Below are 25,167 nucleotides of genomic sequence, written 5' to 3'. Positions count from 1 at the left end.
CCTGATTGACCCGGGGCATGTGGCGCACAGACGCCACAGCCCCGCGAGGAGACTGCATGAGCTTGCCCGCCGCGTTCCTGCGTGATGCCGAGCGCCTGATACCCGCCGAACGCCGCTTCGACGACCCCACGTCCACCCTGGCCTTTGGCACCGACGCCAGCTTCTACCGGCTGATCCCCAAGCTGGTGGTGCGCGTCGAGTCCGAGGACGAAGTGGTCGGCCTGATCAAACTGGCCCAGCGCGAGCGGGTGCCGGTCACCTTCCGCGCCGCCGGCACCAGCCTGTCTGGCCAGGCCATCACCGACTCGGTGCTGATTGTGCTCGGCGATAACTGGAACGGCCGCGAAATCCGTGGCCAGGGCGAGCAGATCCGCCTGCAACCCGGCGTGATCGGCGCCCAGGCCAACGCCTGGCTGGCCCCCTTCGGGCGCAAGATCGGCCCCGACCCGGCCTCGATCAACGCCTGCAAAATTGGCGGCATCGTTGCCAACAACGCCAGCGGCATGTGCTGCGGCACCGCGCAGAACACCTACCACACCCTGGCCGGCCTGCGCCTGGTGCTGGCCGACGGCACCCGCCTGGACAGCGAAGACCCAGCCAGCGTCGCCGCCTTTGAAAAAAGCCACGCCGCGCTGCTGGCATCGCTGGCCAGCCTGGCCCGCGAGACCCGCGCCAACACCGCCCTGGCCGAGCGCATCCGGCACAAATACCGGCTGAAGAACACCACCGGCCTGTCGCTGAACGCACTGGTGGACTACGACCAGCCGCTGGACATCCTGCAGCACCTGCTGGTCGGTTCCGAAGGCACGCTGGGCTTCATCAGCGCCGTCACCTACAACACCGTGCCCGACCACCCTTACAAGGCCAGCGCCCTGCTGGTGTTCCCCAGCGTCGAAAGCTGCTGCCGCGCGGTACCCGTGCTCAAGCAGCAGCCGGTCTCGGCCGTGGAACTGCTCGACCGCCGCAGCCTGCGCTCGGTGCAGAACATGCCCGGCATGCCGCTGTGGGTAAAAGGCCTGTCAGACAACGCCTGCGCCCTGCTGATCGAGTCCCGCGCCGCCAGCCAGAGCCTGCTGCACGAACAACTGCACCAGGTGATGGCCTCGATCGCCGACTTCCCGCTGGAACAGCAAGTGGACTTCAGCGAAGACCCGGCCGTGTACAACCAGCTGTGGAAAATCCGCAAGGACACCTTCCCCGCCGTCGGCGCCGTGCGCCAGACCGGCACCACGGTGATCATCGAAGACGTGACCTTCCCCGTCGAGCAACTGGCCGAAGGCGTCAACCGCCTGATCCTGCTGTTCGACAAGCACCGCTATGACGAAGCGATCATTTTTGGCCACGCGCTGGAAGGCAACCTGCACTTCGTCTTCACCCAAGGCTTCAACAGCGCCGAGGAAGTCGCCCGTTACCAGGCCTTCATGGACGACGTGGCGCAACTGGTGGCCGTGGAGTTTGGCGGTTCGCTAAAAGCCGAACACGGCACCGGGCGCAACATGGCCCCATTCGTGGAACTGGAATGGGGGCATGACGCCTACCAGCTGATGTGGAAGCTCAAGCGCCTGCTCGACCCCAACGGCATCCTCAACCCCGACGTGGTGCTGAGCGATGACCCTGATATCCACCTGAAAAACCTCAAGCCGCTGCCTGCCGCCGACGAAATCGTCGACAAGTGCATCGAATGCGGCTTCTGCGAACCGGTGTGCCCGTCCAAGGGGCTTACCCTCAGCCCACGCCAGCGCATCGTCATGTGGCGTGACATCCAGGCCAAGCAACGCGCCGGCATCGACACCCGCGAACTGATGCAGACCTACCAGTACCAAGGCATCGAAACCTGCGCAGCCACTGGCCTGTGCGCCCAGCGCTGCCCGGTCGGCATCAACACCGGCGAGCTGGTGAAAAAGCTGCGCAGCCAGGCCGCCGAGCACAACAAGACTGCCGACTGGCTGGCCGAGCACTTCCACACTGCACTGGGTGGCGCCCGCCTTACCCTCACGGCCGCCAACACCGCCCGCAAGCTACTCGGCGCCCCGCGCCTGGGCCGCCTGAGCGCCTCGCTGAGCAAAGCCAGCAAAGGCCGCCTGCCCCAGTGGACCCCGGCCATGCCACAACCCCTGCGCCCGATCAGCTTCGGCCCTGTCAGCAACGACGCCCGGCCCCGCGTGGTGTACCTGGCCGCCTGCGTGTCACGGGTGATGGGCCCGGCCTATGCCGACCGCGAGCAAAGCTCGCTGCTGGACAAAACCCGCGCCCTGCTGGAAAAGGCCGGTTACCAGGTGGTGTTCCCCGACAACGCCGACAGCCTGTGCTGCGGCCAACCTTTCGCCTCCAAGGGTTACCCCGAACAGGCCGAGCACAAGCGCCAGGAGCTGATCACCGCCCTGCTGCACGCCAGCCGCGGCGGCCTTGACCCGATCTACTGCGACACCAGCCCCTGCACCCTGCGCCTGGTGCAAGACCTGGGCGAAACCCGGCTGGACCTGTACGACCCCGTGCGCTTCATCCGCACCCACCTGCTCGACCGCCTGGAGTTCACCCCCCAGGACGAACCGGTGGCCGTGCACGTGACCTGCAGCACCCAGCACCTGGGCGAAAGCCAGGCCTTGATCGACCTGGCGCGGCGCTGCAGCAAACAGGTGGTAATCCCCGAAGGCATCCATTGCTGCGGGTTTGCCGGTGACAAAGGCTTCACCACCCCCGAGCTCAACGCCCACTCGCTGCGCAGCCTGAAGGATGCGGTGCAGTATTGCAGCGAAGGCATCTCCACCAGCCGCACCTGCGAAATAGGCCTGTCGAGCCACAGCGGCATCGACTACCACGGCCTGGTCTACCTGGTAGACCGTGTTACCCGGCCACGCAGCATCTAAAGGCAGACACCTTCACTGTTGTAGGAGCGGCCTTGCGTCGCGATTGGGCCGCAAAGCGGCCCCAGGTTCTCAGCAGCGCTGCATAGATCCCCGGGGCTGCTCTGCAGCCCTTCGCGACACAAGGCCGCTCCCACAGGTCCAGCGCATACCCGAGCCAAGCACGATCCCTGTGGGAGCGGCTTCAGCCGCGAACACCGGCAAAGCCGGTGCCATCCCCCACCCCAACATCGCCCCGCCACCACCCCGACAAACCAATCTCCACACTCCCCTAAAGCCCCCGCTACAGCCTATCCCCGAGCCAACCACGATCCATGTGGGAGCGGGCTCGCCCCGCGAACACCGGCAAAGCCGGTGCCATCCTCCACCCCAACATCGCCCCGCCACCACCCCCGACCAACCAGTCCCCACAGCCCCCTAAAGCCCCCGCTACAGCGCATCCCCGAGCCAACCGCGATCCATGTGGGAGCGAGCTCGCCCCGCGAACACCGGCAAAGCCGGTGCCATCCCCCACCTCAATATCGCCCCGCCACCATCCCGATTGAACCCCCGCCAATCCCCCACAGTCCACCCTACAGGCCCACCTTCCAGAGGCCCCAGAGGAGACACCCATGAAAGGTACCGCGCTTTCGGCCCTGTTCGCGGCCGCCACCCTGCTGGCTTCGCCGGTGTTCGCCGCCGATGACCTCTGCAACACCAACCTGCAAAAGATCGACGACAGCATGGCCACCGCCGGCGCCACCTCCGAAGGCCTGGACAAGGCCCTTACCGAGCAGGTGGACAAAGCCAAAGCCGCCCAGGCCTCGGGCGACACCAAGGAATGCATCGCCATCACCAGCAAAGTGCTGGAACGCCTGGAGAAAACCGAGAAAGGCAGCGGCTCCGGCAGCGGCGGCGCGTGAGCCATGAAGCGGGCGACAGGACCGGCTGTCGACGTCGCCCGCGCAATGGCGTATACTCCATTCCACGTGCCGTAAGGTGCGTTAGCGTAACGCTAGTGTGGGGCCGATTAGGATTCGACGCCGGTAGCGAAACTCTAGGTGCATGCCGAGTTGGTAACAGAACTCGTAAATCCACTGTTGCAACTTTTATAGTTGCCAATGACGAAAACTACGGCGCGGAGTACAAGCTGGCTGCGTAAGCAGTCCTCTTGACCCGTTGCTTCTGGTAGCTTCGGCTCCAGCAATCACTAGGGGATGCCTGTAAACCCGAACTGATTGTCATACAGAACAGGATCGTCGCGTAGCACGTTGTGGGCGAAGTGACTAAAACTTACACAACTCATCCAAAGCACCCTGCCCGTCGGGCGGCTGCGGATTAAATCAGTAGACACGGCTACGCATGTAGTACCGACAGCGGAGTACTGGCGGACGGGGGTTCAAATCCCCCCGGCTCCACCAAATCCAAAGAAGAAGACGCCCTCGGGCGTCTTTTTTTGTGTCTGAATTTTGGGATTTGCGGGCGAAAAATCGGATTTCCCCCCTTTCTTGTAGGGCGTTTCCCAAAGATACTCCCAGCGCCTGTTTTCCGTTGCGGTCATTTTTTCAGGGTTTTAGTCTCGGTGGGTCGTTGCTCATCAACGACCGGCTTTGACAGGCCGCAACGATACACAGCGCGCATAACCGTTCATGGCGGTTGTGCATGGGGCACGCTCGCGTGCGCCGGTTTCTGTGTTCGCCGGTCTGTCAACCCATGCACAGCTGCCACCATTCCGTTTGACAGCGGGTTGGCGGTGGCCCCTATCGAGAACACAGCACAATGTTAAAGATTGTTCCTGACCCACCTCACCACCTCCACTCCCTGGAAGACACGATCATGATGGCCTCGGACTACGCACTCTGTGCAGAAGCCGTAGCCCAGCAGGCGATGCTGATGCAGCCCAGGTCGCCCGCATCGGTGTTGATCATGGCCTCGATGCACGAGCTCGAAACCCTGCGCCGATTACTCGAGTCAGCGCTGGTGCAAATACAACAGCCAGCGAACCCGCAACCGATGCACTGATTCGCATACCGAGCGAAAAACCTGTGGGAGCCCGGCTTGCCGGCGATAGGGCCAGCCCAGGCAACCACCAGACCAGGGAGATTGATCAATGACCACCGAAGACACGAACTGCACAGTCGGCAAAACTATCTTCTTTCAAGGCGAAAACCAGACCCACCCACTGTTCCGCATCGAACCCGGCATCCCTTGCCAGAACGCCCGCGAACAGGCCTCGGAACTGATGGGCTATGCGCGGGACCTGACCATTGATGGCCTGATGGAAGACAAGCCCAAACTGATCTGGGCAGCGCACTACCTCTGTGCGTTGGGCAAAGCGCTGTTGGATGATGCCGAACTCGGCATGATGCGTTGAGTCACGCACCGGGATGTTTATGGGGTCAGCGTCAGCCGCTTGGCCCCTGTTACTTCAACGCCCCGCCAGCTGCTGCTGGATAAGAGCTCCCCGCCCGTTTTAAATTTCTTCGAATGTACCGTCACGGGTCATACGAATGCCTAGGTAGTAAGCAGGCACATTGTGCACCGGGAAATTCAGGGTGAACCAGTCCAGCCTAATAAAGCTACAAACCTCCTCATCACATCGGTAAAGTTGGGACACGGTCGCAACCAGTTCAGCAACTCAAAACTAACCCGGATGCAGGATCTGCATCGTTCGGCTCATGGACATTACCGAGGGCAGTTGATGTCGACGCTCAATCCTACAAGCAGCCTCACGCCCCATCACGCCAAGTATTTCGCTTGGGAGCTGACGCGGCGCCGTGCAGCCAGCGAAGAGGACCGGCTTTCCCAGTCGCTGTTCGACGCCAGTGTCGACCTCAACCCACACCAGATTGATGCCGCCCTTTTTGCCCTGCAAAACCCCCTGAGTAAAGGCGTGATGCTGGCTGACGAAGTCGGCTTGGGTAAAACGATTGAAGCCGCCTTGGTTCTAGGCCAGCTCTGGGCCGAACGTCGCCGTCGCCTCTTGGTCATCTGCCCAGCGGCACTGCGCAAACAATGGGCGCAGGAGCTTTCCGAAAAATTCAATTTGCCCACCCAGGTGTTGGATGCCCGTACCTGGAAACAGCTTCGCCAGGATGGCATCTACGATCCGTTGGCCCGCGACGTTATCAGCATCATATCGTTCCACTTTGCCGCACGTATGCAAGAGCAGCTGGGCAATATTCCCTGGGATTTAGTCGTTATCGATGAAGCCCACAAGCTGCGCAATGCCCACCGAAAAAGCAACGAAACTGGGCAATCTCTCAAACGCTCACTGGCCGGGCGACGCAAGCTTTTGCTAACGGCCACACCGCTGCAGAACTCACTCATGGAGCTGTATGGCCTCAGCTCGCTGATTGACGAGGACATCTTCGGCGATGAGCGCAGCTTTCGCGCTCAGTACAACAATACGGATGGCGACCTGGCAGCTTTGCGCCGCCGTTTGCAGGCCTTTATTAAGCGCACCTTGCGTAGGGATGTTCTGGAGTACGTGCCCTATACTCAGCGCCATGCGCTGACCACACCATTTACCCCGAGCGATGACGAGCAGCGGCTTTACGACCTCATCTCCGCGTATTTGCACCGCGACTTCAGCTACGGCTTCCCACAGCGCCAGAAGCATCTCGTGGCTCTTATCCTGCGCAAGCTGCTGGCCTCGTCCACGGAAGCTGTCGTCGCCACACTGCAAGCCATCAAAGTACGCCTGCAGAAACTGCTGGAACGTCAGAGCATCGATGAGGAATGGTTCGAGCACCTGATTGAAGAGGACGACCTGGAGGAAGACCTTCTCGAAGCAGCGGAAGACTCAGCCAACTACGATGTTCATGACTCAGCCAGCAAGCTCGACTTCGAACTGCTGAGCAAGGAAATCGCCGAGCTCGACCTTTATATCGAAATCGCTCACAGCATTCGCGAAGACCAAAAATCCTTCGCCCTACTGAACGCGCTCGAACAAGGCTTTGCACGCATGTCCGGTATGGGCGCACCGCGTAAAGCAGTAATCTTCACCGAGTCCCGCCGTACCCAGGAATACCTGGCTCGTTTTCTAGAGGCTCATGGGCACGCCGGCAAGATTGTCACCTTCAGCGGTGGCAATCTGGGTGAAGCCGCAACCGGCATTTATCAGCGCTGGTTGGCTCGCTACCATGGCAGCGACCGTGTCACCGGCTCACCCGCCATAGACCGTCGTACAGCGCTGATTGATCACTTCCGTAGTAGCGCGGAAATTTTGATTGCCACCGAGGCAGCCGCCGAAGGTGTGAACCTGCAGTTTTGCTCCCTGGTGGTGAACTACGATCTGCCCTGGAATCCCCAGCGCGTAGAGCAACGCATTGGTCGCTGCCATCGCTACGGGCAGCGTTTCGACGTAGTGGTGATCAACTTCCTCAACCAACGCAATGCCGCAGACCAGCGTGTACTGGCCCTACTGCAGGACAAGTTTCACCTGTTCGATGGTGTTTTCGGTGCATCTGACCAAGTGCTCGGCAGGATCGAAGCCGGCATCGACTTCGAGAAACGTATTGCCGAAATTTACGACTGCTGCCGCACGCCCCAAGAGATCGATTCCGCGTTTGCCAGCCTGCGTGCCGAACTGGATGCTGATATCCAGGCACGCATGCTGGAAACCGAAAAGCTCTTGCTGGAAAATTTCGATGCCGATATCCACAGCCTACTCAAAACCCACAAAGAGCGCGCTGAAAGCCAGCTAGACCGAATCACGCGGCTGTTTTGGCAATTGACTCAGTACATCTTGGCAGAGCAAGCCAGGTTCGATAGCAACCTACTGACTTTCGACCTCAGCCTGCCGCCCCTTTCCCAGATCGCAACCGGGCACTACCAGCTCATTCGCAAGGGCGAACTGGCAAAACAAGCTCAGATTGAAAACACCCGGATCTACCGCCTGACGCACCCACTGGGCGAATACGTACTCGATCAGGGACGTAACGCCCCTGCCCCCACAGCCACTCTGCGCTTCAGCTATGCGCAATGGCTGGAAGGCCGCAACCCGCGCATCAGCGTCATCGAGCAGCTGGTCGATCAGCAAGGCTGGCTTCAGCTCAACTTGCTGGAGCTCGACAGCTTTCAACGTGAGGAGCACCTGGTATTCACCGCCATGGCCGATAGCGGCGAACTGCTCGATCAGGAAACCTGCGAAAAACTCTTCCAACTGTGCGCTACCGCCGAGCCAACCCACAGCGCCCCGCCCGATGACCTGCATGGCAACGCCCGTCGCCAAATCGATGCAGCGCTGAGCCAAGCACTAGAGCAGAACGACAAGTTTTTCCAGCAAGAACGCGAAAAACTGGACGCCTGGGCCGAAGACCGCATCCTCGCTGCCGAGCAAGCCCTGCAAGACACCAAGCTCAAGCTCAAAGGCCTAAAGCGGCAAGCCCGTACCGCCCAGAGCATGGACGAGGCACGAAGCTTACAGGACGACATCCGCAAGGTGGAAGGCGAGCAACGCCGGCAACGCCAAGAGATCTTTGCCGTGGAAGACGAGATAGAAGCTCGCCGCGATGCCCTTATCGAAGCCCTGGAAAAGCGCCTGCATCGTGCCAGCCGCACCCAAACACTGTTCACTGTGCGCTGGGCCGTGAGCTAACACGTCGCTAAAAAGCCATTTCAAGAACACGTTGTGCGCACATGTCGCCGCCAGCGACACGAGAGCAAAACATGTCGCTGAAACTAAAAAATAGCGACACGTTATGCACACATGTTTACACTGACGCCACGAAAAGGGCGCTCATCAGAGCGCCCTTGCCTTTAGATGGATACCCCAAGGATCAGGATCGCATCCATGACCGCATCCCCCCTCCCCTGGCAGGCCGACAAGCCCTATAACCAGCTGCCGCCTCTGCCACCGGCAGCCGAGCTTGAAACCCGTGCAGTGCTCAAGCGCTGTATCGAGGCCCGCGCAGCACTGGCCGGATTGAAGCAGGCGGCCGAGCTGATCCCCAACCAGACGGTGCTGATCAACACCATCCCATTGCTGGAAGCCAAGGACAGCTCGGAAATCGAAAGTATCGTCACCACCACGGATTTGCTCTTTCAGCATGCCCAGGATGGCGATAACCATGCCGACCCCGCGACCAAGGAAGCCTTGCGCTACCGCAAGGCCCTGCATCATGGTTACCAATCGCTGGCCGAGCGCCCACTCTCCACCGGCACGGCAGTCGAGATCTGCCGCACGCTCAAGGGCGTGAACATGGATATACGCCGGGTGCCGGGCACCCAGCTGGCCAACGACCGCACCGGCGAGATCATCTACACCCCACCGGAAGGTGAAGACCGTTTGCGCGATCTGCTCGCCAACTGGGAGCGCTTCCTGCACAACGAGACCGACCTCGATCCGCTGGTACGCATGGCCGTCGGGCATTACCAGTTCGAGGCTATCCACCCGTTCACCGATGGCAATGGCCGCACCGGGCGCGTGCTCAACACCCTGTATCTGATCCACGAAGGTCTGCTGAATCTGCCGATTCTCTATCTCAGCCGTTACATCATCGCCCACCGTGCCGACTACTATCGTCTGCTGCTGGATGTCACCCGCGAACAAGCCTGGGAGCCCTGGCTGCTGTACATGCTCAGCGCCGTGGAAGAAACCGCACGCTGGACCACTGCCAAAATAGCCGCCATCCGCAGCCTCTCCGAACACACCACCCAGTTTGTTCGCGAACAGCTGCCGAAAACCTACTCCCGCGAGCTGGTGGACGTAATTTTCGAGCAGCCCTATTGCCGCATTAGCAACGTCGTCGACAAACAGATTGCCCAACGTCAGGCCGCCTCTCGCTACCTCAAAGAGCTTGTCGTCATCGGCGTCCTGCAAGAGGTGCAGGTCGGCAAGGAAAAGCTCTTTATCCACCCCAAGCTGATGCAGCTACTGATTCGCGACAGCAACGAATTCAAGCCCTACGCCTGACCCTTTTTTGAGAAGTACATATGAGCAAGCAAAAAGACCAATTCATCGCCCTGCTGGGCGAGCTCTTCCAGCTCAACCAACCCGAGCTCGACTTCGGCCTGTACCGCATCCTTCACGCCCGTAGCGCACAGATCAGAACCTTTATCGATACCGAGCTGGGCAGCGAGATCGATGCCCACTTTGCCGGCCAATCGCAAAGCAACGCCCATGACGCGTTAGAAGCCGCGCGGGTAAAAGTCGCCGAGACCCTCGGGGAGGACGCCTTCCTGCCCACGGGTGAACTGAAGCCTGAATATCGCGGCACCACGGTCGGCAAAGAGCTCGAGCTGGCCCAGCAGCACGCCCGCGATGGCGGCGGTGTACTGGCTGACGATGCCCAGGTGTACGAACACCTGTACCGCTTCTTCAGTCGTTACTACGACAAGGGCGATTTCATGTCGAAGCGCTACTTCGTCGCCGAGAACGACAGCCGTGCTGCGCCCTATGCCGTGCCCTACGATGGCCGCGAAGTCATGCTGCACTGGGCCAACAAAGACCAGTACTACATCAAGTCGAGTGAAGCGCTCAGCAACTTCACCTTCGATCTCACCGCAGCCCGGGCCAAGGAACAGGGGCCGCAAAGCGGCTTCGAATTCCAGCCAACAGCCACAACCCCGCTGAAGGTGCATTTCCGCCTGGCCGCTGCCGCAGAAGGCGAGCACAACAACGTCAAAGAAGGCCAGGAGCGCTTCTTTATCATCCACGCGGCAGAACCGCTGAAGCTTGAAACCAACGAGAAAGGGCTGCCGGAACTCGTCGTGCAGTTCGACTACCGCCCCGACAGCACGAAGTCCGGCCAAGCCGGCACCTGGCAGCAAAAGCGTCTGGCGGAGGCCGAACAAGTCGTAGGCGAGCAGCTCGCTAATCTGGTGTTCCCTCACCCTGAGCTGCGCGCCTTCGAGCAGCCGCTGTTTGCTCCAGCCCCCACCGACAAGCAGCCCAACCGCACACTGCTGGGCAAATACCTGGGCCAGTTCACTGCGCGCAATACCATGGACTACTTCATCCACAAGAACCTCGGTGGCTTCCTCCGTCGCGAGCTGGATTTCTATATCAAGAACGAGATCATTCGCCTCGACGACATCGAGGCCGCCGATGCTCCGCGCGTGGATGAATACCTGAAAAAGCTGCGCGTGCTGCGCAAGATTGCACGGCGCATTGTCGACTTTCTCGCCCAGCTCGAAGATTTCCAGAAAAAACTCTGGCTCAAGAAAAAATTCGTTGTCGAGACCCAGTACTGCATCACCCTGGATCGCATCCCGGAAAGCTTTTATCCAGAAATTGCAGCCAATGAGCAGCAGCGGGAAGAGTGGGTGAAATTATTTGCCATTGATGAAATCAAGGCAGACATGGCACAGCCCGGATACAGCGAGCCTCTCTCTATAGAGTTTTTGAAAGCCAATAAATTCCTTTCAATCGACACGCGCTTTCTTGACGAAGAAAAAAAAGAAATAATACTGGCAACCCAAAGCGAACTGGACAAATCCTGCAATGGAATAATTATCCAGTCCGACAACTTTCAAGCCCTTTCAATTGCAAAAGAAAAACTCAGCCACCAGGTTAAATTGATCTACATAGACCCGCCATACAACACCGGCGGAGATGACTTTATTTACAAGGACAACTACAGACACTCTAGCTGGTGTTCTATGCAAGCAGACAGACTGAGTATCGCAAAAGAGTTACTTTCTGATTCCGCTGGAATTATCTGCAACCTTAACGACATTGAAGACTGGCGCTACAGGGGACTACTTGAAAGCGCTCTTGGTGAAGGAAGCTACATCACAACTGTGACGACAAAGTGTTCTACCGCCTCCAGCTTTCGCACAGTAAACCTCGGCCCAGTAGACGTCTCTGACAGGCTAATTTTTGCAGCAAAAGACAGAAACAATTACAGCTACACGACTAGCTACGTGAAAAAACCCGTAGACCTCGCTCATTTTTCAAGATTTATTGTTAATCCGGAGCAAGACTGCTCTCTCTGGGAATTCAAACCTATCAAGGTTCAAGTCCTTCAAGATCTGGGTTTCCAATGTGAAAACTCTGCAACTGGAATGAAGCTAGCCCGCCAGAAATGGGGGGATGCTGCATCTGCGATTGTTGAAAACGCATGCGAACAATTTGCTATAAAAAATGCAGACCGTGTATTCGAGACCAAGACCTTACAAAAGCCAGCGCCCTGGCTTCGCGACCATATCGAACACTCGAAAAACAATAAAGATCAAGTAGTCGCAGTTGAGCGCGACACTAGCGAAACGATGTATCTACTAGGAGGAAGACAGTTTTATTTCCTTTCAAAATCCGTAAGGACTGTTGATGGAACTCAAGCTATAGCCGAGCCAGCATCAACCATATGGATGGACATCGATACCAACAATTTGAAACACGAAGGCGCAGTCGACTTCCCGCTAGGGAAAAAGCCTATTAAACTAATATCCCGACTTATCGAGATGGCCCAAAATGCAGAAGGAAACTATGTTCTAGATTATTTTGCAGGCTCAGGAAGCACAGGCCATGCAGTTATAAGCACGAATAGAAAAAACCAAAATAATGACAAGTACGTTCTCTTCGAGATGGGAGAGCATTTCTCATCCGTACTTCTACCCAGAATAAAAAAATCCGTATACTCAGACACTTGGAGAAATGAAAAGCCCATTTCACGAGATGGCATAAGCCATTGCTTCAAATATTTGCGCCTCGAATCGTTCGAAGACACCCTGAATAATTTGCAACTACCAGACACTCCTCGTCTGAACACCAGCACTCCTGAGTCCGCAGAGATGGCCCGCGACTACCTGCTCAAATACTGGCTTGAGTTTGAAACCGCCGGCAGCCCGAGCCTGCTCAATGTGCGCGAGTTTACCGATCCCACGTCCTACAAACTCAAGGTCAAACAGCCTGGCAGCGACGCCCAGGTGGTGAAAACCATCGATCTGGTGGAAACCTTCAACTGGTTGATTGGCCTGCATGTCGCCCACCTAGATCAGCCGCGCCGCTATGCCATTGAGCTGGTGCGTGAAACTGACCCCGAGCTGCCCAAAGACCAAGACACGCGCTGGCGCTCAACCGCCATCAAAGAGCGTGACGATGGCGAGTTCTGGTTCCGCGCCGTGGAAGGCCACATTCTGAGCGTACCGGGCGACGAGTTGTCGCGTGAACGTGTGCTGGTGATCTGGCGCAAGCTAACCGGCGATTCCGGTCGTGATCAAGCCGCCCTGGAAGCCTGGCTGAACAAGCGCGGAATCACCCCACGTGAAAGCGAGTTCGCCACCATCTACGTCAACGGCAACCATGCCCTGTCCAGCGATGGCGATGCCGCCACACGCGTGCGCCTGATCGAAGAGACCTTCGCCCAGCGCATGTGGGAGGACGCTTGAGATGGCTCGCGCCCCGCGTAAAAGCAAAGTTCAACCACCGCTGGTAGCCAGTCACTTTCAGGATGCCTTAGTACTCAATCAGTATCTGATCAGCCTGTTTGACATCGATCCGCTGGTGACTCACAAGGATGAAGGCCGCACTGTGCGGCCACTGGAGATAATCGCCAAGTCGCTGCGTAGCGCCGAGCCGGGCATCGGCCCGGACGGCAAGCACCGCTTTCTGGCGAAGCTGATCTCGCACTTGCCTGCCAATGCGACATTGACCCCGGTTGAGCTGGAGCGTTACGACGCCAACCTGGTGGCGCATACGCGGGCGATCAATGCCCGGCGCAAGCACAAGGGAGAAATCGCCTGGAAATACTTCCAGTGGCTGACTCTCCTGTTTGTCGAGATCTACCTCGACCGCTACTTCAACGACCGCCAGGGTCTGTGCGCAGCACTCAATGAATTTATCGAGCGCTTCAACCAGCACCACCAAGGCCAAGGGCGCGAAACCGGCATCGGCGCTTACGCTGTTGAAGACCTCAACAAGATCTGCCTGCAAAACGCCACGGGCAGTGGCAAGACGTTACTCATGCATGTGAATTTGCTGCAGTTTGCCCAGCATGCGCGAGCGACTGGGCAGGCCGATGCTTTCAGCCGGGTCATTGTGCTGTCGCCGAACGAACGCCTGTCCGAGCAGCACGAGCGGGAACTGCGCGAGAACGGCTTCTACCCGGAGCCACTGCGCCAGGAAAGCGACCTGATCTCACGCGGGCAAAACGCCCTCGATGTACCGCTGCTGACCGAAATAACCAAACTGGCGGACGAACAAAAGGTCAAGCAAATGGCCGTCGACAGCTTTGGCGATGGCAACCTGCTGCTGGTGGACGAAGGCCACCGTGGCATGAGCGGCAGCGACTGGAAAAGTAAGCGCGACAAGCTGGCGGCCAAGGGCTTCACCTTCGAGTACTCCGCCACCTTCAAACAGGCAGTCAAGGCAGCCAACGACCGCGTGCTGGCCGAGAGCTACGCCAAAGCAGTGCTGTTCGATTACAGCTACCGCTACTTCTATGCCGACGGTTATGGCAAGGACTACCGCATCTTCAACCTGCCTCGGGATGAGCTGGCCCACAAGGACACCTACCTGACCGCTGCCCTGCTGGGGTTTTATCAGCAGTTGCGCATGTTCACCGAGGCGGGCAATCGCTACACCGGCTACAACCTGGAAAAGCCGTTGTGGGTCTTTGTCGGTGCCAGCGTCACCGGGCGCAAGGTCGATGAGGAAAGCGTAGAGCCGTCCGATGTGGCGCAGATCCTCGACTTCCTGGCGCGCTTCCTAGCCCACCGTGAAGCCTTCACCGGCCTTATCCATACCGTGCTCAACGGCAACAGCCAGCAGACAGGCCTGGTCGATGCACAAGGCCACGACATCTTCGTGCAGTCCTTCCCCTACCTGAAGGGCTTGAAGCAGAGCGCGGCACAATTCTATGCCGACATCTGCCAGCGCCTGTTCCATGCCCCTGGTGGCGGTCACCTGGTGGTCGAGCGCGTGAAAGGCGACAGCGGCGAATTGCTGCTGAAAGTTGGCGAAGCCGACCAACCCTTTGGTGTCATCAACGTCGGCGATGCCGCGGCGCTGGCCAAGCATGTGCAGGATGAGCTGGAAGACAAACAGTCCCTTGCCGAGGTGCGCCCTAGCGAGTTTGGCGAGCCGGTATTCGGTGACGTGCATAAACCGACCTCGCCCATTCACATGCTGATCGGCTCGAAGAAATTCATCGAGGGCTGGGACTGTTGGCGGGTATCCAGCCTGGGCCTGATGCGCATGGGCCAGAGCGAAGGCGCACAGATCATTCAGCTTTTCGGGCGTGGCGTGCGCCTGAAAGGCAAAGACATAAGCCTGATGCGTACCAGCCGCTATCAGCCGGTGAACCCACCGAGGGATATTCACTTCCTGGAGACGCTGAACGTGTTCGGTGTGCAGGCCGACTTTATGGCGACCTTCCGCGACTTCCTCGAAAGCGAAGGCCTACCGCCAAACGATGCGCCACATGTCGAGGAAATCACCCTCAACGTCACCCACGACTTTGGCCAGAAGCTGAAGATCCTCCGCTCCAAGTTCCGCAAGGACACCCAGGAGCAGTATGACTTCCGCAAACACGGCCCCATCGTGGATCTCAGTATTGGAGCCCTCCCGCCTGGCTTGACCAAGGGGGGAATGCCCTTGGTGGTTGATCGCTTCCCACGCCTGCAGATGATCCAGGCTAAAGAGGTCATGGGCCAGGCCCCTGAGGCAGCCGATAACCCACCACGTCACTTCGATGCCTTGCGCCTGTCGATGCTCGACTGGGACAAGTTGTGGTTCGATCTGGAGCGCTTTCGTCGCCAGCGACACCTGGACAACGTCATCGTTAAAGCAGAAGCACTGCGCCCGCTGCTGGAGACCCCAGACTGGTATCGCGTCCTGGTGCCCGCGCACTGGTGGGCACCTTCGATGGCCAACCTGCGTCACTGGCAATCAATAGCCTTCGAACTGCTCTGCGGTGCCCTCGAGCGCTGCTTCAATCACCAAAAGCGCAAATACCTCGATCCGCGCATGGAGCTGGTTCTGCTCACCCGCGAGAACGAAAACCTGCCGGGTGACGACATCAACTACCAGTTGATCGTCGAGGCTACCGAGCAATACCTGATCGACGACATCAAAGCACTGAAGGAAGAGCTCGCCCAGGTGGGCTGGCGTGACCACGGACACGTCCAGGGTCTGAGACTAGATGCTCACCTCTACGAACCACTGCTCTCCAGCGAAAAGGTGAAAATCCAGCCTGTCGGTCTCAACAAGTCCGAGTTTCAGTTCGTCGAGGACTTGCGTCTTTGGCTGGCGGCCAACGAAACGAATCTTGCTGAACGTGGAGAGCGCATCTTCCTGCTGCGCAACCTGGCCAAGCAGGGCGTCGGTTTCTTTGAAGCCGGCAATTTCTATCCAGACTTTATCCTCTGGTGCCTGAAGTCGGATGGCAGTCAGCGCATCTGCTTTATCGACCCGCACGGACTGGAACACGAAGGCCCCGGCAGCGACAAGATCCAGCTCTCGCAAAACATCAAGGATCTGCAGGCGCGCCTGAATGATCCTGGGGTCACGCTGGAGTCGGTCATCCTGTCACCGAGTACGAACCGCATGCGCATCCAGCACCTGTGGAGTCAGCAAGGCCTGCCAACCCCAGATCTGAATGCGCTGCATGTTTTCTTTATCGGGGAACCGGACTACATCGGCAAGGTGATGGGGCTCGTGGTGCCGTAACTTCTTACTAAACTCAGGCGTCTTTAGGGCAGTCTACTACCGCCCTAAAGACCACCTCACACACGCTCTCCCAGTCAGCATGCGGCGTCGTCAATTGTCGACCATCTAATGTCACAAATGGTGTGTAAGCCCCATCTGATAATCACTATCTATCTTAAGCCTCCATAGCTCAAAGGACCCAGCAGCTGCAGTGCACCTGCAGTCCGAACATACCGATTTGCTAGGCATCAAAGACTCCCCCAGCTTGACCACTGCCCTTGAGCGTTGTCTAGTGCAGCCGCCAGCAGCAAAGTGTATGCCTATCCCACCCGCCCCCTAAACGCTTGGTACGCCGCTAACGGCAAGCTGATCCCCTCACGAACCGCACGAGCATAAGCTTGCTCCTTCCCCTTGCCCGGCAGGTAAACACCCAAGCCTTCAAGCCGGCTCATCTGCTCACCCAACCGTGAAGCAAAGCACTCGTCCAACAACCTGGGCGCAATCCCAATCACCAGCATCCCAGCCCCCGGCGATTCGCTACCAGCCCGAAAATCGCCTGCATCCAACGACCAATTGGCCCCCGTCACCCCCGCCGCAAGCACCTCAACCATCAACGCAATGTTAGCCCCCCGCCCACCCCCAAACGCCAGCAACGTCCCACGCAATGCCTCCCGCGCACTACACGTTTCATTGCCTTGCGCATCAACCGCCCAGCCTGCCGGTATCGCCTCCCCCGCTTCAGCCGCCCGCAGCAGGTTCACGTAGGCCGTGGCACTGCTGGCCTGGTCAATCGCCAGTAACCGCCCCGCTGCACTGGCCGCTGCAAATGCGATCGGGTTGGTGGAATACAGCGGTCTGCGCTGCCCCGCCACGGTGAGCAGCGGAGGGCCATTGGTAAACGCCAACGCGACCAGCCCCTCGCGCGCCAGGCGGCGGGTGTAATAACCCAACTCGCCACAGGTAAAAGCGTTGAACTGCGCAAACAGGGCAATACCCAGTTGATGCGCATTGCTGCACAGCTGTGGGAAAGCGCGATCGAACCCCAGTTGCGCGATCCCTCGGGCCGCGTCGCAGCGGATCATGGCCGGCGCGACCTGCGTCACGATGGGCTCGGCAGCCGGGGCGATTCGGCCGGTGGCAAAGCCGCTGAGGTAGTCAGGCAAATGGCCGAAACCGACTTCGTGTTGGCCATGGGCCTGGGCTGATACGGTGGCGTTGGCAAGCGCCGTGGCCACGGCGTAGCTGGTGCCGTGGGCCAGGCACAGCTGGCGTGCGAAGGTGGTGGCATCGGTCAGCGACAGGCGCTTTTCGGGTTTGTCGTCGTCCATGGGGGCTTTGGTGCTCTCGGGTTGAAGGTGTGCCGCAGCCAGCGAACCTGCAAGGGCGGCGGTAGCCGCGAATGAACGATGACGCGTCATTCCTGAGAGCTCGCGGTGCGTTCATTCGCGGCTAAAGCCGCGCCTACGGGATTTGATTGTCTTTACTGAATCATCCTTGGCTCACCCACTTTTGCAGCCTCGCGGTCCAGACCAAACGTGGCGAGGATTTCTGCGATTTCGCCCGAGGCGTGCAAGGCCTGGATGTTCTTGCCCAGCGCCTCGCCCAAGGCTGCGTTGGCCTTGGTGTACGGGAAGGCACTCTGCCCGGGCTCAAGCGTGGCCTTGACCCGTTGATCGGGCTCGGACACCTTGATGCTCTTGCCGGGGTAGCCGCCCTTCTGCTGCGAAGAAACGGCCACCGCGAAGCTGTCCGCGCCAACCTGGATGCGCCTGGACGCCAAGTCCTGGGCCATGGCCACGGGGTTTGGGTAGAGCACCAGGTTATCGCCAAAGGCCTTCTTCAAATCGTCCACCCACAGGTAGCCCTGCACGGTGCCGATACGCTTGCCATCCAGTTCGGAAATCTTGGTGTAACCCTCATCCGAAATAATGCCCATCACGTCCAGGTACAACGGTGCCGACAAGCCCAATGCCTTGCTGCGCTCTGCCGTGCGATACCAATCGCCAATGCCGACATCGGCACGCTTTGCCACCACCGCCTGGACGACGGCTGCGGTGTCCACCACCATGGTTTTGACTTTAAGGCATTCGCGCTCGGCGATGCGCTTGATGATCTCGCCATCCACGCCGCTCAACTGGTTGTTGGGCCCCGGTATCGAGTAGGGCGGGAACACGTACGCCGCCACGGTGAGTACACCCGGGGTGATGGTTTCAAACTGGTTCGCGGGGGTGCATTCGGCCAGGGCGTACGGGGCGCCGGCCAAGGTCGAGCACAAGAACATCCAACGGGTAAAACGTTTGAATGAGCGAGTCATGACGTCACCTTTGCATTAAGAGAGCAGCAGCCGAAATCGGCGCGAGTGGCATTTGTTGTTATGGCTGGCTGGGGGCCAGTCTTTTTTCCAGCGCTGCCACGCCCAGGGTCGCCGGGGCACAGACAGCGGCATACATCAAACCGGCCAGTATCAGCACTGGCATGTACTCGAACGTGGAGGAACCAATGGAGGATGCCCGGCTGACAATTTCTGGCAGGGCGATGGTGAAACACAGCGACGAGGCCTGGAACATCATGATGGAGAACCCCAGCAGTGATGGCAGCGCCACCCGCAAGGCCTGAGGCAGGATCACAAAGCGCAGCGCGTCGAACCGGTTGAGGCCGATCACTTCGGCCGCCTCGGTTTGCCCTGCGGCCACCGACTCGATGCCACCGCGGATGATTTCACTGGTGTAGGCCGCCGTGCAGTACGCCATGGCCAGCGCAGCGGCCCAGAACGAGGTAAGGGTCAGGTTGACGCTGGGCAGGCCGAAGTAGAAATACTGCAGCAGGATCAATGCCGGTGCACCACGCCCCAGCTCTACCACTACCAGGGAGGGGTAACGCAACCAGCGGTTCGGCGCCGAAACGCCCATGGCCAGCAACAGGCCCAGCACAACGCCCAGGCCCAGGCTCACCGCTGTCACCTGCATCGACAGCACAAAGCCCTTCCACAATTCTGGCAACCATTGCGCCCACATCGTCAACAGTTCGCTCATCGGGCAATCCTCTGTTTCAACGTGGCCGACAGCCAACGTGAGCACAGGGCCACTGGCACGCTGAGCACCAGGTACACCACCGCCGCCGCGCTGTAGACGCTCAGGCCCTGAAAGGTTTGCTGTGAAACCTGGTAAGCCTGAAAGCTGATATCACCCACGCCAATGGTCGAGGCCACGGCCGAATCCTTCAGCAGGCCAATGGCGTAGGTGGCTGAGGTGGGAATGGCGATGCGCACCAACTGCGGCAACACCACATCGAAAAACCGTTGCGGCGCCGACAGGTTAAGCGCGTAGGCGGCTTCGAACTGGCCGGCAGGAATCGCCGCGAACGCACCGCGGTATACCTCGGACATGTGCGCCGCCGTAATCAGCCCCAGGCCAACCACCGCTGCGGTAAACGGCGACAGGCTGACATAGCCGCCACCGATGCCGAAAAAGATGAAAAACAACCAGACAATCGGGGGGATCGAGCGCAGGGTCAGTACCAGCATGGCAGCCAGCACACTCAGCATCTTGACCCTGGACATGCGCAGGGCACAGATCGGAAACGCCAGCACTACGCCCACACAGAATGCGAGCACGGTTACGGCAATGGTCCAGGGTACGCCGTTCAACAGCATCATCAGGATGTCTTGCATCAGCGATTCCTCACGGCCTGGAGAAACTGCACCACCCGCTCATGCTGGGGCTCGCGCATCACCTGCTGGCTTGGCCCGTGCTCGATGATGCGCCCGTCAGCCATCACCACCACACGGTCAGACACGGTTTCGGCGAAGTGCATCTCGTGGGTTACCACAATCATCGACATGCCTTCGCTGGCCAGCTCTTTCATCACCGCCAGCACCTCCAGGCCCAGCTCGGGGTCCAGCGCCGAGGTCGGCTCATCGAACAGCATCAGCTCAGGGTCCAATGCCAGGGCGCGGGCGATGGCGATGCGTTGCTGCTGGCCACCGGAACAGCGCGCCGGATAATGCTGGGCTTTGTCGGCCAGCCCGACGCGTTCGAGCAGTTGCAAGGAGCGGGCGTCGGCGTCTTTGGGGCTGCGGCCCAGGGTGCGGATTTGCGCCAGGCTGACGTTGCGCAGCACCGTCAGGTGCGGGAACAGATTGAACGACTGGAACACCATGCCAATGCGCCGGCGCAACTTGAGCAGCTCGGTACGGGGCAACGCCTTGCCCGCTTCGATGTGCACGCCATCCATGCTGACCCGCCCCTTGGTCGGCGGCTCCAGTTGGTTGATGCAGCGCAGCAAGGTACTTTTGCCCGACCCGCTGGGGCCGATAATGGCCACCACCTCGCCCTTGTTCATTTCAAAACACACGTCGTGCAACACGGGGTAAGGGCCAAACTGTTTATGAATGCCCTCCAGGCGCAAGAACGGTTCGGCGCTGGCCACCGGCCGCGGCGCCAAGGTGGGTGCGGTTTCAATCACGGTCATGCTGCTCATGGTTTTGCTCCAGCTATCGATCGCCGTCGACTAAGGGCGTGCGCGAGAGTTTGATCGGCCCGTTGGCGCTGATCAGCACCTGTTCTTCGAGCTTCACCCCTTCCCCACCGCCTTGCTCACCGATGTAACTTTCCACCGACACCACCATGTTTTCCTGGAACAGGCCGTCGTAGCCCCACTCGGCGAAATCCACGGCGTAGGCGACGCTGGGGTACTCGTCCACCAGCCCGACGCCGTGCAGCATCATCATGTAGCGGTTGTGCTCAAAGCGCTTGGGCACCGGCCAGCAGTGTTCGGCGAACTCGCGGAAGGACAGGCCTGGGCGCAGCAGCTCGACGTTGTGATTGATCTGCTGCGAGGCGATGTCGAGCAAGTCGCGTTGGGCCATGGTCGGCGCCTTGCCGGGGCAGATGAAGCTGCGCGAGATGTCTGAAAGGTAACCGCCGGGTCCGACCATGTCGGTGTCGAAGCAGACCATTTCACCTGCCTTGATGACCTTGGCGGTGGCGTCCTGAAACCACGGATTGGTGCGCGGCCCGGAACTGAGCAAGCGGCTTTCGGCCCACTCGCCGCCGTGCGCGACGTTGGTGCCGTGCATGATGCTCCACAGCTGGTTTTCGGTAACCCCTGGCACCAGGCTTGTGCGCATGCGGGCAATGGCCAGGTCGCACACGCCCATGGACACCCGGTGGCTGGCCACTTCTTCCGCCGATTTGATCAAGCGTGCCTGCTCCATCAAGGGCTGCGCATCGAACAGTTCAATGCCCTGTTGCGTCAGGCGCTGGGCACCCCAAGGGTCGCAGCGGTCCACCGCCAAGCGGCGGTTGCCGCCAGCGTGGCGGGCCATCAGGTCTGCCACCTCCTGTGCCCAGCGCTCGGCTTTTTCCTGCACGCGGGGGCCGGCAAGAAAATACAGCCAGGGAATCGCCGGGCGAATTTCATCGATGGTTTCAACGTGCTCGCTGTTGTGCCGGCTGCTGGTGAACTCGAACAGCACCACCGGGCCGTCGGTGGCCACGAACACATAGCGGCTGGGCGAGTGCATCACCCACAAACCAAGGTTATTGGTGTCGGTGGCATAGCGAATATTGATCGGGTCGGCCAACAGAATGCCGGCGTAATCCTGGGCGCGCAGTTGCTCGCGAATGCGCTCCAGGCGGTAATGGCGCAAGGCTTTGCGGTCGATGGCGGCATAGGCATCGAGTAACGCCGTGTCGACCGGCGCGATGGCATGTTCAGTGACTTTGGCATCGCTGCGAAAGCGCAGGTCGCGTTCGGTTAACGCCGTGAGCAGCTCAATGGAATCAGAACCCGTTTGCATGCAACAACCTCCGCTGAGTCAGACCAACTTTCGGGGCAGTAACTAAAGGTTTCTAAATCGGGTGACGGCTGTCTTTATTGTTGTGGGCAACACACAGTAGCTACAGGTCCTTGACCAGCCGCAGGGCATCGTAGATGGCCGCATGGGTATTGCGCGACGCCACTGCATCACCAATGCGGAACAATTGGAAGCGCCCGTCGGGGTTGCTGACAACGGTTTGCGGCTTGCCGACAATCAGGTCCATGTACTCCACGGCGCCTTCGTTGCTGGCCATGGGTTTGAGTTCGAAATACAGCTCGTCCAGCGGCCGGGTGCCGTGGTTGACCACCACCTGGTCCACCAGGCGCGTTTTAGTCAGGTCGCTGTAATCGGTGCCGATCGTGGCCAGCAATTGGTCGCCTTGTTTCTCCACCGCCTTGAGCCGGTAGGTGACGGTAAAGGTGGTGTCCAGGTGCTGTAACGCGCGCATGTAGGGCACCAGGTTCATGCCCATGACTTCTGGCGCGAACGAACGGTCGGGGGTCATGATTTCAGTCTTGGCGCCACTGCGGGCTATGAACTCGGCGGCTTGCAGGCCGGCATGGTCGCCCGCATCGTCGTACACCAGCACATTGCGCCCAGGCTTCACATCGCCAGAAATGATGTCCCAGCTTGAAACCAGGTACTGATTGCCGTGTGCCAGCACTTCGGTGTGCGGCATGCCCCCGGTCGCCACGATCACCACGTCGGCATTTTCATCGAGCACAACCGCGGTGTCTGCCCAGGTGTTGAAGTGGAACGTCACGCCAAGGCGCTCGCATTGCGCCATACGCCAATCGATGATGCTGATCATTTCTTTGCGCCGCTCGGACTGCGCGGTCAGGCGAATCTGCCCGCCGGGTTTGTCCGCCAGCTCGTACACCACCACCTCGTGGCCGCGCTCTGCTGCCACACGTGCCGCCTCCAGGCCACCAGGGCCAGCGCCCACAATCACCACTTTGCGCTTGTGCACCGCCTTGGGTATTTCATGGGGCATGGTGGTTTCACGCCCGGTCGCGGCGTTGTGGATGCAGTACGCAGCACCAGCGTTGTAAATGCGGTCCAGGCAATAGTTGGCGCCCACGCATGGGCGGATATCGTCTTCACGGCCTTCGATGATCTTGCGCACGATGTGCGGGTCGGTCATGTGCGCGCGGGTCATGCCGACCATGTCCACCAACCCCGAGGCAATGGCATGACGCGCTGTGGCCACGTCGGGGATCTTCGCTGCATGGAAGGTCGGGAAGCCGGTCAGCGCCCTGATTTCACCGGCAAAGTCCAGGTGCGGCGCATTGCGCATGCCCTGGATCGGGATGATGTCGGTCAGCCCGGCGTCGGTGGCGATATTGCCGCGGATCACATTGAGGAAGTCGATCATGCCACTGTCTTTCAACAGTTGAGAGATCTGCAAGCCCTCCTCTTTTTGCAGCCCACCGGCAAGCACTTCGTCCCCGGTGTAACGGATGCCGACAATAAAGTCCGGGCCCACGCGTTTGCGAATGGCCGTGAGCACATCGAAGGTGAAGCGCAGGCGGTTTTGCAGCGAGCCGCCGTAAGGCCCTTCCAGTTCATTGGTCAGGGGCGACCAGAACTGGTCCATCAAGTGGCCGTAGGCTTGTAGCTCGATGCCGTCCAGGCCGGCGGCCTTCATGCGTTCGGCGGCATCGGCATAGTCGCGAATGATGCGGTCGATGTCCCAATGTTCCAGCTGCTTGGGGAAGGCGCGGTGTGCGGGCTCCTGATTGTGGGAGGGCGACACCACCGGTAGCCAGTCGCCTTTGTCCCAGCGGGTACGCCGGCCCAGGTGAGTAAGCTGGATCATCACCGCCGCGCCATGTTCGTGGCACTCGTCAGTCAGGTCTTTCATCCAGCCGACCACTTCATCCTTGTAGGCCAGAATGTTGTTGAACACGGGCGGGCTGTCACGGGAGATCGCGGCGGAGCCTGCGGTCATGGTCATGGCTACACCGGCTTTGGCACGCTCGACGTGGTAGGCCCGATAGAGCTTTTTCGGCATCCCGTCTTCCGGGTAAGCCGGTTCGTGGGACGTGGTGATGATGCGGTTGCGCAGGGTCAGATGCTTGAGGCGATAAGGCTGAAGTAGCGGATCGTTTTTCATATCGGTCTCGCAAACAGGTCATCAGGCAAGCCGACAATATGCCCCTCTGTACACAGGTGTCAATACTCTTGACGATGGTGTACAGTTGCCACAAACAGCAGATTGAAAAGGGAGAAATGCCCATGAAAGGCGCCACCTCAAAGGCGGAACCCGCAGGCCGAGGCTCACTGGAAAGCTGGCTTAATGCGGCTTATGAAAGCCTGACTGAGTCAGGTGTCGATGCCGTGCGCGTGATGCCGCTGGCAAAAAAACTGAATTTGTCGCGCACCAGCTTCTACTGGTTTTTCGAAGACCGCGATGCCCTGCTCGTAGCCTTGATCGAGCAGTGGAAAAACAAGAACACCTTCAACCTGGTGACCCAGTCCCAGGCCTATGCCGAGTCCATCACCGAGGCGATTCTCAACGTCTTCGACTGCTGGCTGAACAGCGAACTGTTCGACTCGCAATTCGAGTTCGCCATGCGCAGCTGGGCGCTGCAGTCACCGGAAGTGGCGCAGGAAATCGGCCAGGCAGACGCGCAGCGCGTCGAGGCGTTACGGCAGATGTTCGACCGTTTCGGCTTTGAAAACGATGCTGCGATTACCCGCGCCCGGTCGATCTACCTTACGCAAATCGGCTACATCAGCATGAAAACCCGGGAGCCGCTGGCTCAGCGCATGCGCTACATCCCCGAGTACCTGAAGATTTTTACCGGCAGGGAGCCGGAAGCCCGTGAGCTGGAGCGCTTTTATCAGCGCAACGGTTTTAGTAGTGCCGATTTGAGCGCCTGACAAACACCGGGGCCTTTGCAAGC

Annotated in this window: 16 protein-coding genes and 1 other RNA gene; 10 read left to right on the top strand and 7 right to left on the bottom strand. The window is 59.5% G+C overall.

All coding sequences use genetic code 11. From position 1 onward, the window contains the following. Positions 1–56: 56 nt before the first annotated feature. The 9 genes from CKW35_RS18210 to CKW35_RS18170 all read left to right on the top strand — a co-directional run bounded on the left by CKW35_RS18210 (position 57) and on the right by CKW35_RS18170 (position 16,458). Complete coding sequence (locus CKW35_RS18210) at positions 57–2,867, top strand: FAD-binding and (Fe-S)-binding domain-containing protein (RefSeq protein WP_095116543.1); 2,811 nt, start codon at positions 57–59, stop codon at positions 2,865–2,867. 608 nt (positions 2,868–3,475) lie between these two features. Beyond that, positions 3,476–3,766: a hypothetical protein gene (locus CKW35_RS18205; protein WP_023047600.1), complete on the top strand. Its 291-nt coding sequence runs from the start codon at positions 3,476–3,478 to the stop codon at positions 3,764–3,766. A 99-nt stretch (positions 3,767–3,865) separates the two neighbouring features. Next, positions 3,866–4,264, top strand: a transfer-messenger RNA (tmRNA) gene (ssrA, locus tag CKW35_RS18200). Positions 4,265–4,622: 358 nt separating this feature from the next. After that, on the top strand, positions 4,623–4,865 hold the full coding sequence (locus CKW35_RS18195) for a hypothetical protein (protein WP_063422809.1): 243 nt from the start codon (positions 4,623–4,625) through the stop codon (positions 4,863–4,865). Positions 4,866–4,953: 88 nt separating this feature from the next. Further along, entirely contained in the window at positions 4,954–5,217 is a 264-nt protein-coding gene (locus tag CKW35_RS18190; protein WP_016489250.1) for a DUF3077 domain-containing protein, read from the top strand. Between the two features lie 327 nt (positions 5,218–5,544). Beyond that, positions 5,545–8,445 (top strand): SNF2-related protein, encoded by a 2,901-nt coding sequence (locus CKW35_RS18185; protein WP_095116542.1) that lies wholly within the window; start codon positions 5,545–5,547, stop codon positions 8,443–8,445. Between the two features lie 195 nt (positions 8,446–8,640). After that, positions 8,641–9,762 (top strand): protein adenylyltransferase Fic, encoded by a 1,122-nt coding sequence (gene fic, locus CKW35_RS18180; protein WP_095116540.1) that lies wholly within the window; start codon positions 8,641–8,643, stop codon positions 9,760–9,762. Between the two features lie 20 nt (positions 9,763–9,782). Continuing rightward, the gene (locus tag CKW35_RS18175; protein ID WP_095116538.1) at positions 9,783–13,178 is read left to right on the top strand and encodes a DNA methyltransferase; all 3,396 of its coding nucleotides are present in this window, start codon (positions 9,783–9,785) and stop codon (positions 13,176–13,178) included. A gap of 1 nt (position 13,179) precedes the next feature. Beyond that, entirely contained in the window at positions 13,180–16,458 is a 3,279-nt protein-coding gene (locus CKW35_RS18170; protein WP_095116536.1) for a DEAD/DEAH box helicase family protein, read from the top strand. Between the two features lie 299 nt (positions 16,459–16,757). Here CKW35_RS18170 and CKW35_RS18165 read toward each other — a convergent pair whose 3' ends face one another. From CKW35_RS18165 to CKW35_RS18135, 7 genes are all read right to left on the bottom strand, one after another. Beyond that, positions 16,758–17,765, bottom strand: coding sequence for an Ldh family oxidoreductase (locus CKW35_RS18165; protein WP_095116560.1), 1,008 nt, complete (start codon positions 17,763–17,765; stop codon positions 16,758–16,760). Positions 17,766–17,917: 152 nt separating this feature from the next. Beyond that, complete coding sequence (locus CKW35_RS18160; protein WP_016489254.1) at positions 17,918–18,751, bottom strand: ABC transporter substrate-binding protein; 834 nt, start codon at positions 18,749–18,751, stop codon at positions 17,918–17,920. 58 nt (positions 18,752–18,809) lie between these two features. After that, on the bottom strand, positions 18,810–19,469 hold the full coding sequence (locus CKW35_RS18155) for an amino acid ABC transporter permease (RefSeq protein WP_095116533.1): 660 nt from the start codon (positions 19,467–19,469) through the stop codon (positions 18,810–18,812). After that, complete coding sequence (locus CKW35_RS18150; protein ID WP_095116531.1) at positions 19,466–20,107, bottom strand: amino acid ABC transporter permease; 642 nt, start codon at positions 20,105–20,107, stop codon at positions 19,466–19,468. Before CKW35_RS18150 ends, CKW35_RS18155 begins: the two co-directional genes overlap by 4 nt. Further along, positions 20,107–20,916 (bottom strand): amino acid ABC transporter ATP-binding protein, encoded by an 810-nt coding sequence (locus CKW35_RS18145; RefSeq protein ID WP_095116530.1) that lies wholly within the window; start codon positions 20,914–20,916, stop codon positions 20,107–20,109. The genes CKW35_RS18150 and CKW35_RS18145 overlap by 1 nt, the downstream gene beginning before the upstream one ends. Before the next feature lie 13 nt (positions 20,917–20,929). After that, the gene (locus CKW35_RS18140) at positions 20,930–22,237 is read right to left on the bottom strand and encodes a Xaa-Pro peptidase family protein (RefSeq protein WP_095116528.1); all 1,308 of its coding nucleotides are present in this window, start codon (positions 22,235–22,237) and stop codon (positions 20,930–20,932) included. A 100-nt stretch (positions 22,238–22,337) separates the two neighbouring features. After that, complete coding sequence (locus tag CKW35_RS18135; RefSeq protein WP_095116526.1) at positions 22,338–24,374, bottom strand: NADH:flavin oxidoreductase; 2,037 nt, start codon at positions 24,372–24,374, stop codon at positions 22,338–22,340. Positions 24,375–24,496: 122 nt separating this feature from the next. On the opposite strand from CKW35_RS18135, the gene CKW35_RS18130 reads away from it, so the two are divergent. Beyond that, positions 24,497–25,144: a TetR/AcrR family transcriptional regulator gene (locus CKW35_RS18130; RefSeq protein ID WP_016489260.1), complete on the top strand. Its 648-nt coding sequence runs from the start codon at positions 24,497–24,499 to the stop codon at positions 25,142–25,144. The last annotated feature ends 23 nt before the right edge of the window (positions 25,145–25,167 follow it).

Source organism: Pseudomonas sp. Irchel 3F3 (genome assembly GCF_900187545.1).
GTDB lineage: Bacteria > Pseudomonadota > Gammaproteobacteria > Pseudomonadales > Pseudomonadaceae > Aquipseudomonas > Aquipseudomonas fortuita.
The sequence above is the reverse complement of the archived record's forward strand: the minus strand, read 5'-3'. Positions and strand labels throughout refer to the sequence as shown.

Bases quoted from the DNA above. Each gene is read 5' to 3' on its own strand.
- CKW35_RS18170 (WP_095116536.1), top strand. From the start codon at position 13,180: ATGGCTCGCGCCCCGCGTAAAAGCAAAGTTCAACCACCGCTGGTAGCC.
- CKW35_RS18195 (WP_063422809.1), top strand. From the start codon at position 4,623: ATGTTAAAGATTGTTCCTGACCCACCTCACCACCTCCACTCCCTGGAA.
- fic (WP_095116540.1), top strand. From the start codon at position 8,641: ATGACCGCATCCCCCCTCCCCTGGCAGGCCGACAAGCCCTATAACCAG.
- CKW35_RS18165 (WP_095116560.1), bottom strand. From the start codon at position 17,765: ATGGACGACGACAAACCCGAAAAGCGCCTGTCGCTGACCGATGCCACC.
- CKW35_RS18150 (WP_095116531.1), bottom strand. From the start codon at position 20,107: ATGCAAGACATCCTGATGATGCTGTTGAACGGCGTACCCTGGACCATT.
- CKW35_RS18210 (WP_095116543.1), top strand. From the start codon at position 57: ATGAGCTTGCCCGCCGCGTTCCTGCGTGATGCCGAGCGCCTGATACCC.
- CKW35_RS18145 (WP_095116530.1), bottom strand. From the start codon at position 20,916: ATGAGCAGCATGACCGTGATTGAAACCGCACCCACCTTGGCGCCGCGG.
- CKW35_RS18190 (WP_016489250.1), top strand. From the start codon at position 4,954: ATGACCACCGAAGACACGAACTGCACAGTCGGCAAAACTATCTTCTTT.
- CKW35_RS18130 (WP_016489260.1), top strand. From the start codon at position 24,497: ATGAAAGGCGCCACCTCAAAGGCGGAACCCGCAGGCCGAGGCTCACTG.
- CKW35_RS18175 (WP_095116538.1), top strand. From the start codon at position 9,783: ATGAGCAAGCAAAAAGACCAATTCATCGCCCTGCTGGGCGAGCTCTTC.
- CKW35_RS18205 (WP_023047600.1), top strand. From the start codon at position 3,476: ATGAAAGGTACCGCGCTTTCGGCCCTGTTCGCGGCCGCCACCCTGCTG.
- CKW35_RS18185 (WP_095116542.1), top strand. From the start codon at position 5,545: ATGTCGACGCTCAATCCTACAAGCAGCCTCACGCCCCATCACGCCAAG.
- CKW35_RS18160 (WP_016489254.1), bottom strand. From the start codon at position 18,751: ATGACTCGCTCATTCAAACGTTTTACCCGTTGGATGTTCTTGTGCTCG.
- CKW35_RS18135 (WP_095116526.1), bottom strand. From the start codon at position 24,374: ATGAAAAACGATCCGCTACTTCAGCCTTATCGCCTCAAGCATCTGACC.
- CKW35_RS18140 (WP_095116528.1), bottom strand. From the start codon at position 22,237: ATGCAAACGGGTTCTGATTCCATTGAGCTGCTCACGGCGTTAACCGAA.
- CKW35_RS18155 (WP_095116533.1), bottom strand. From the start codon at position 19,469: ATGAGCGAACTGTTGACGATGTGGGCGCAATGGTTGCCAGAATTGTGG.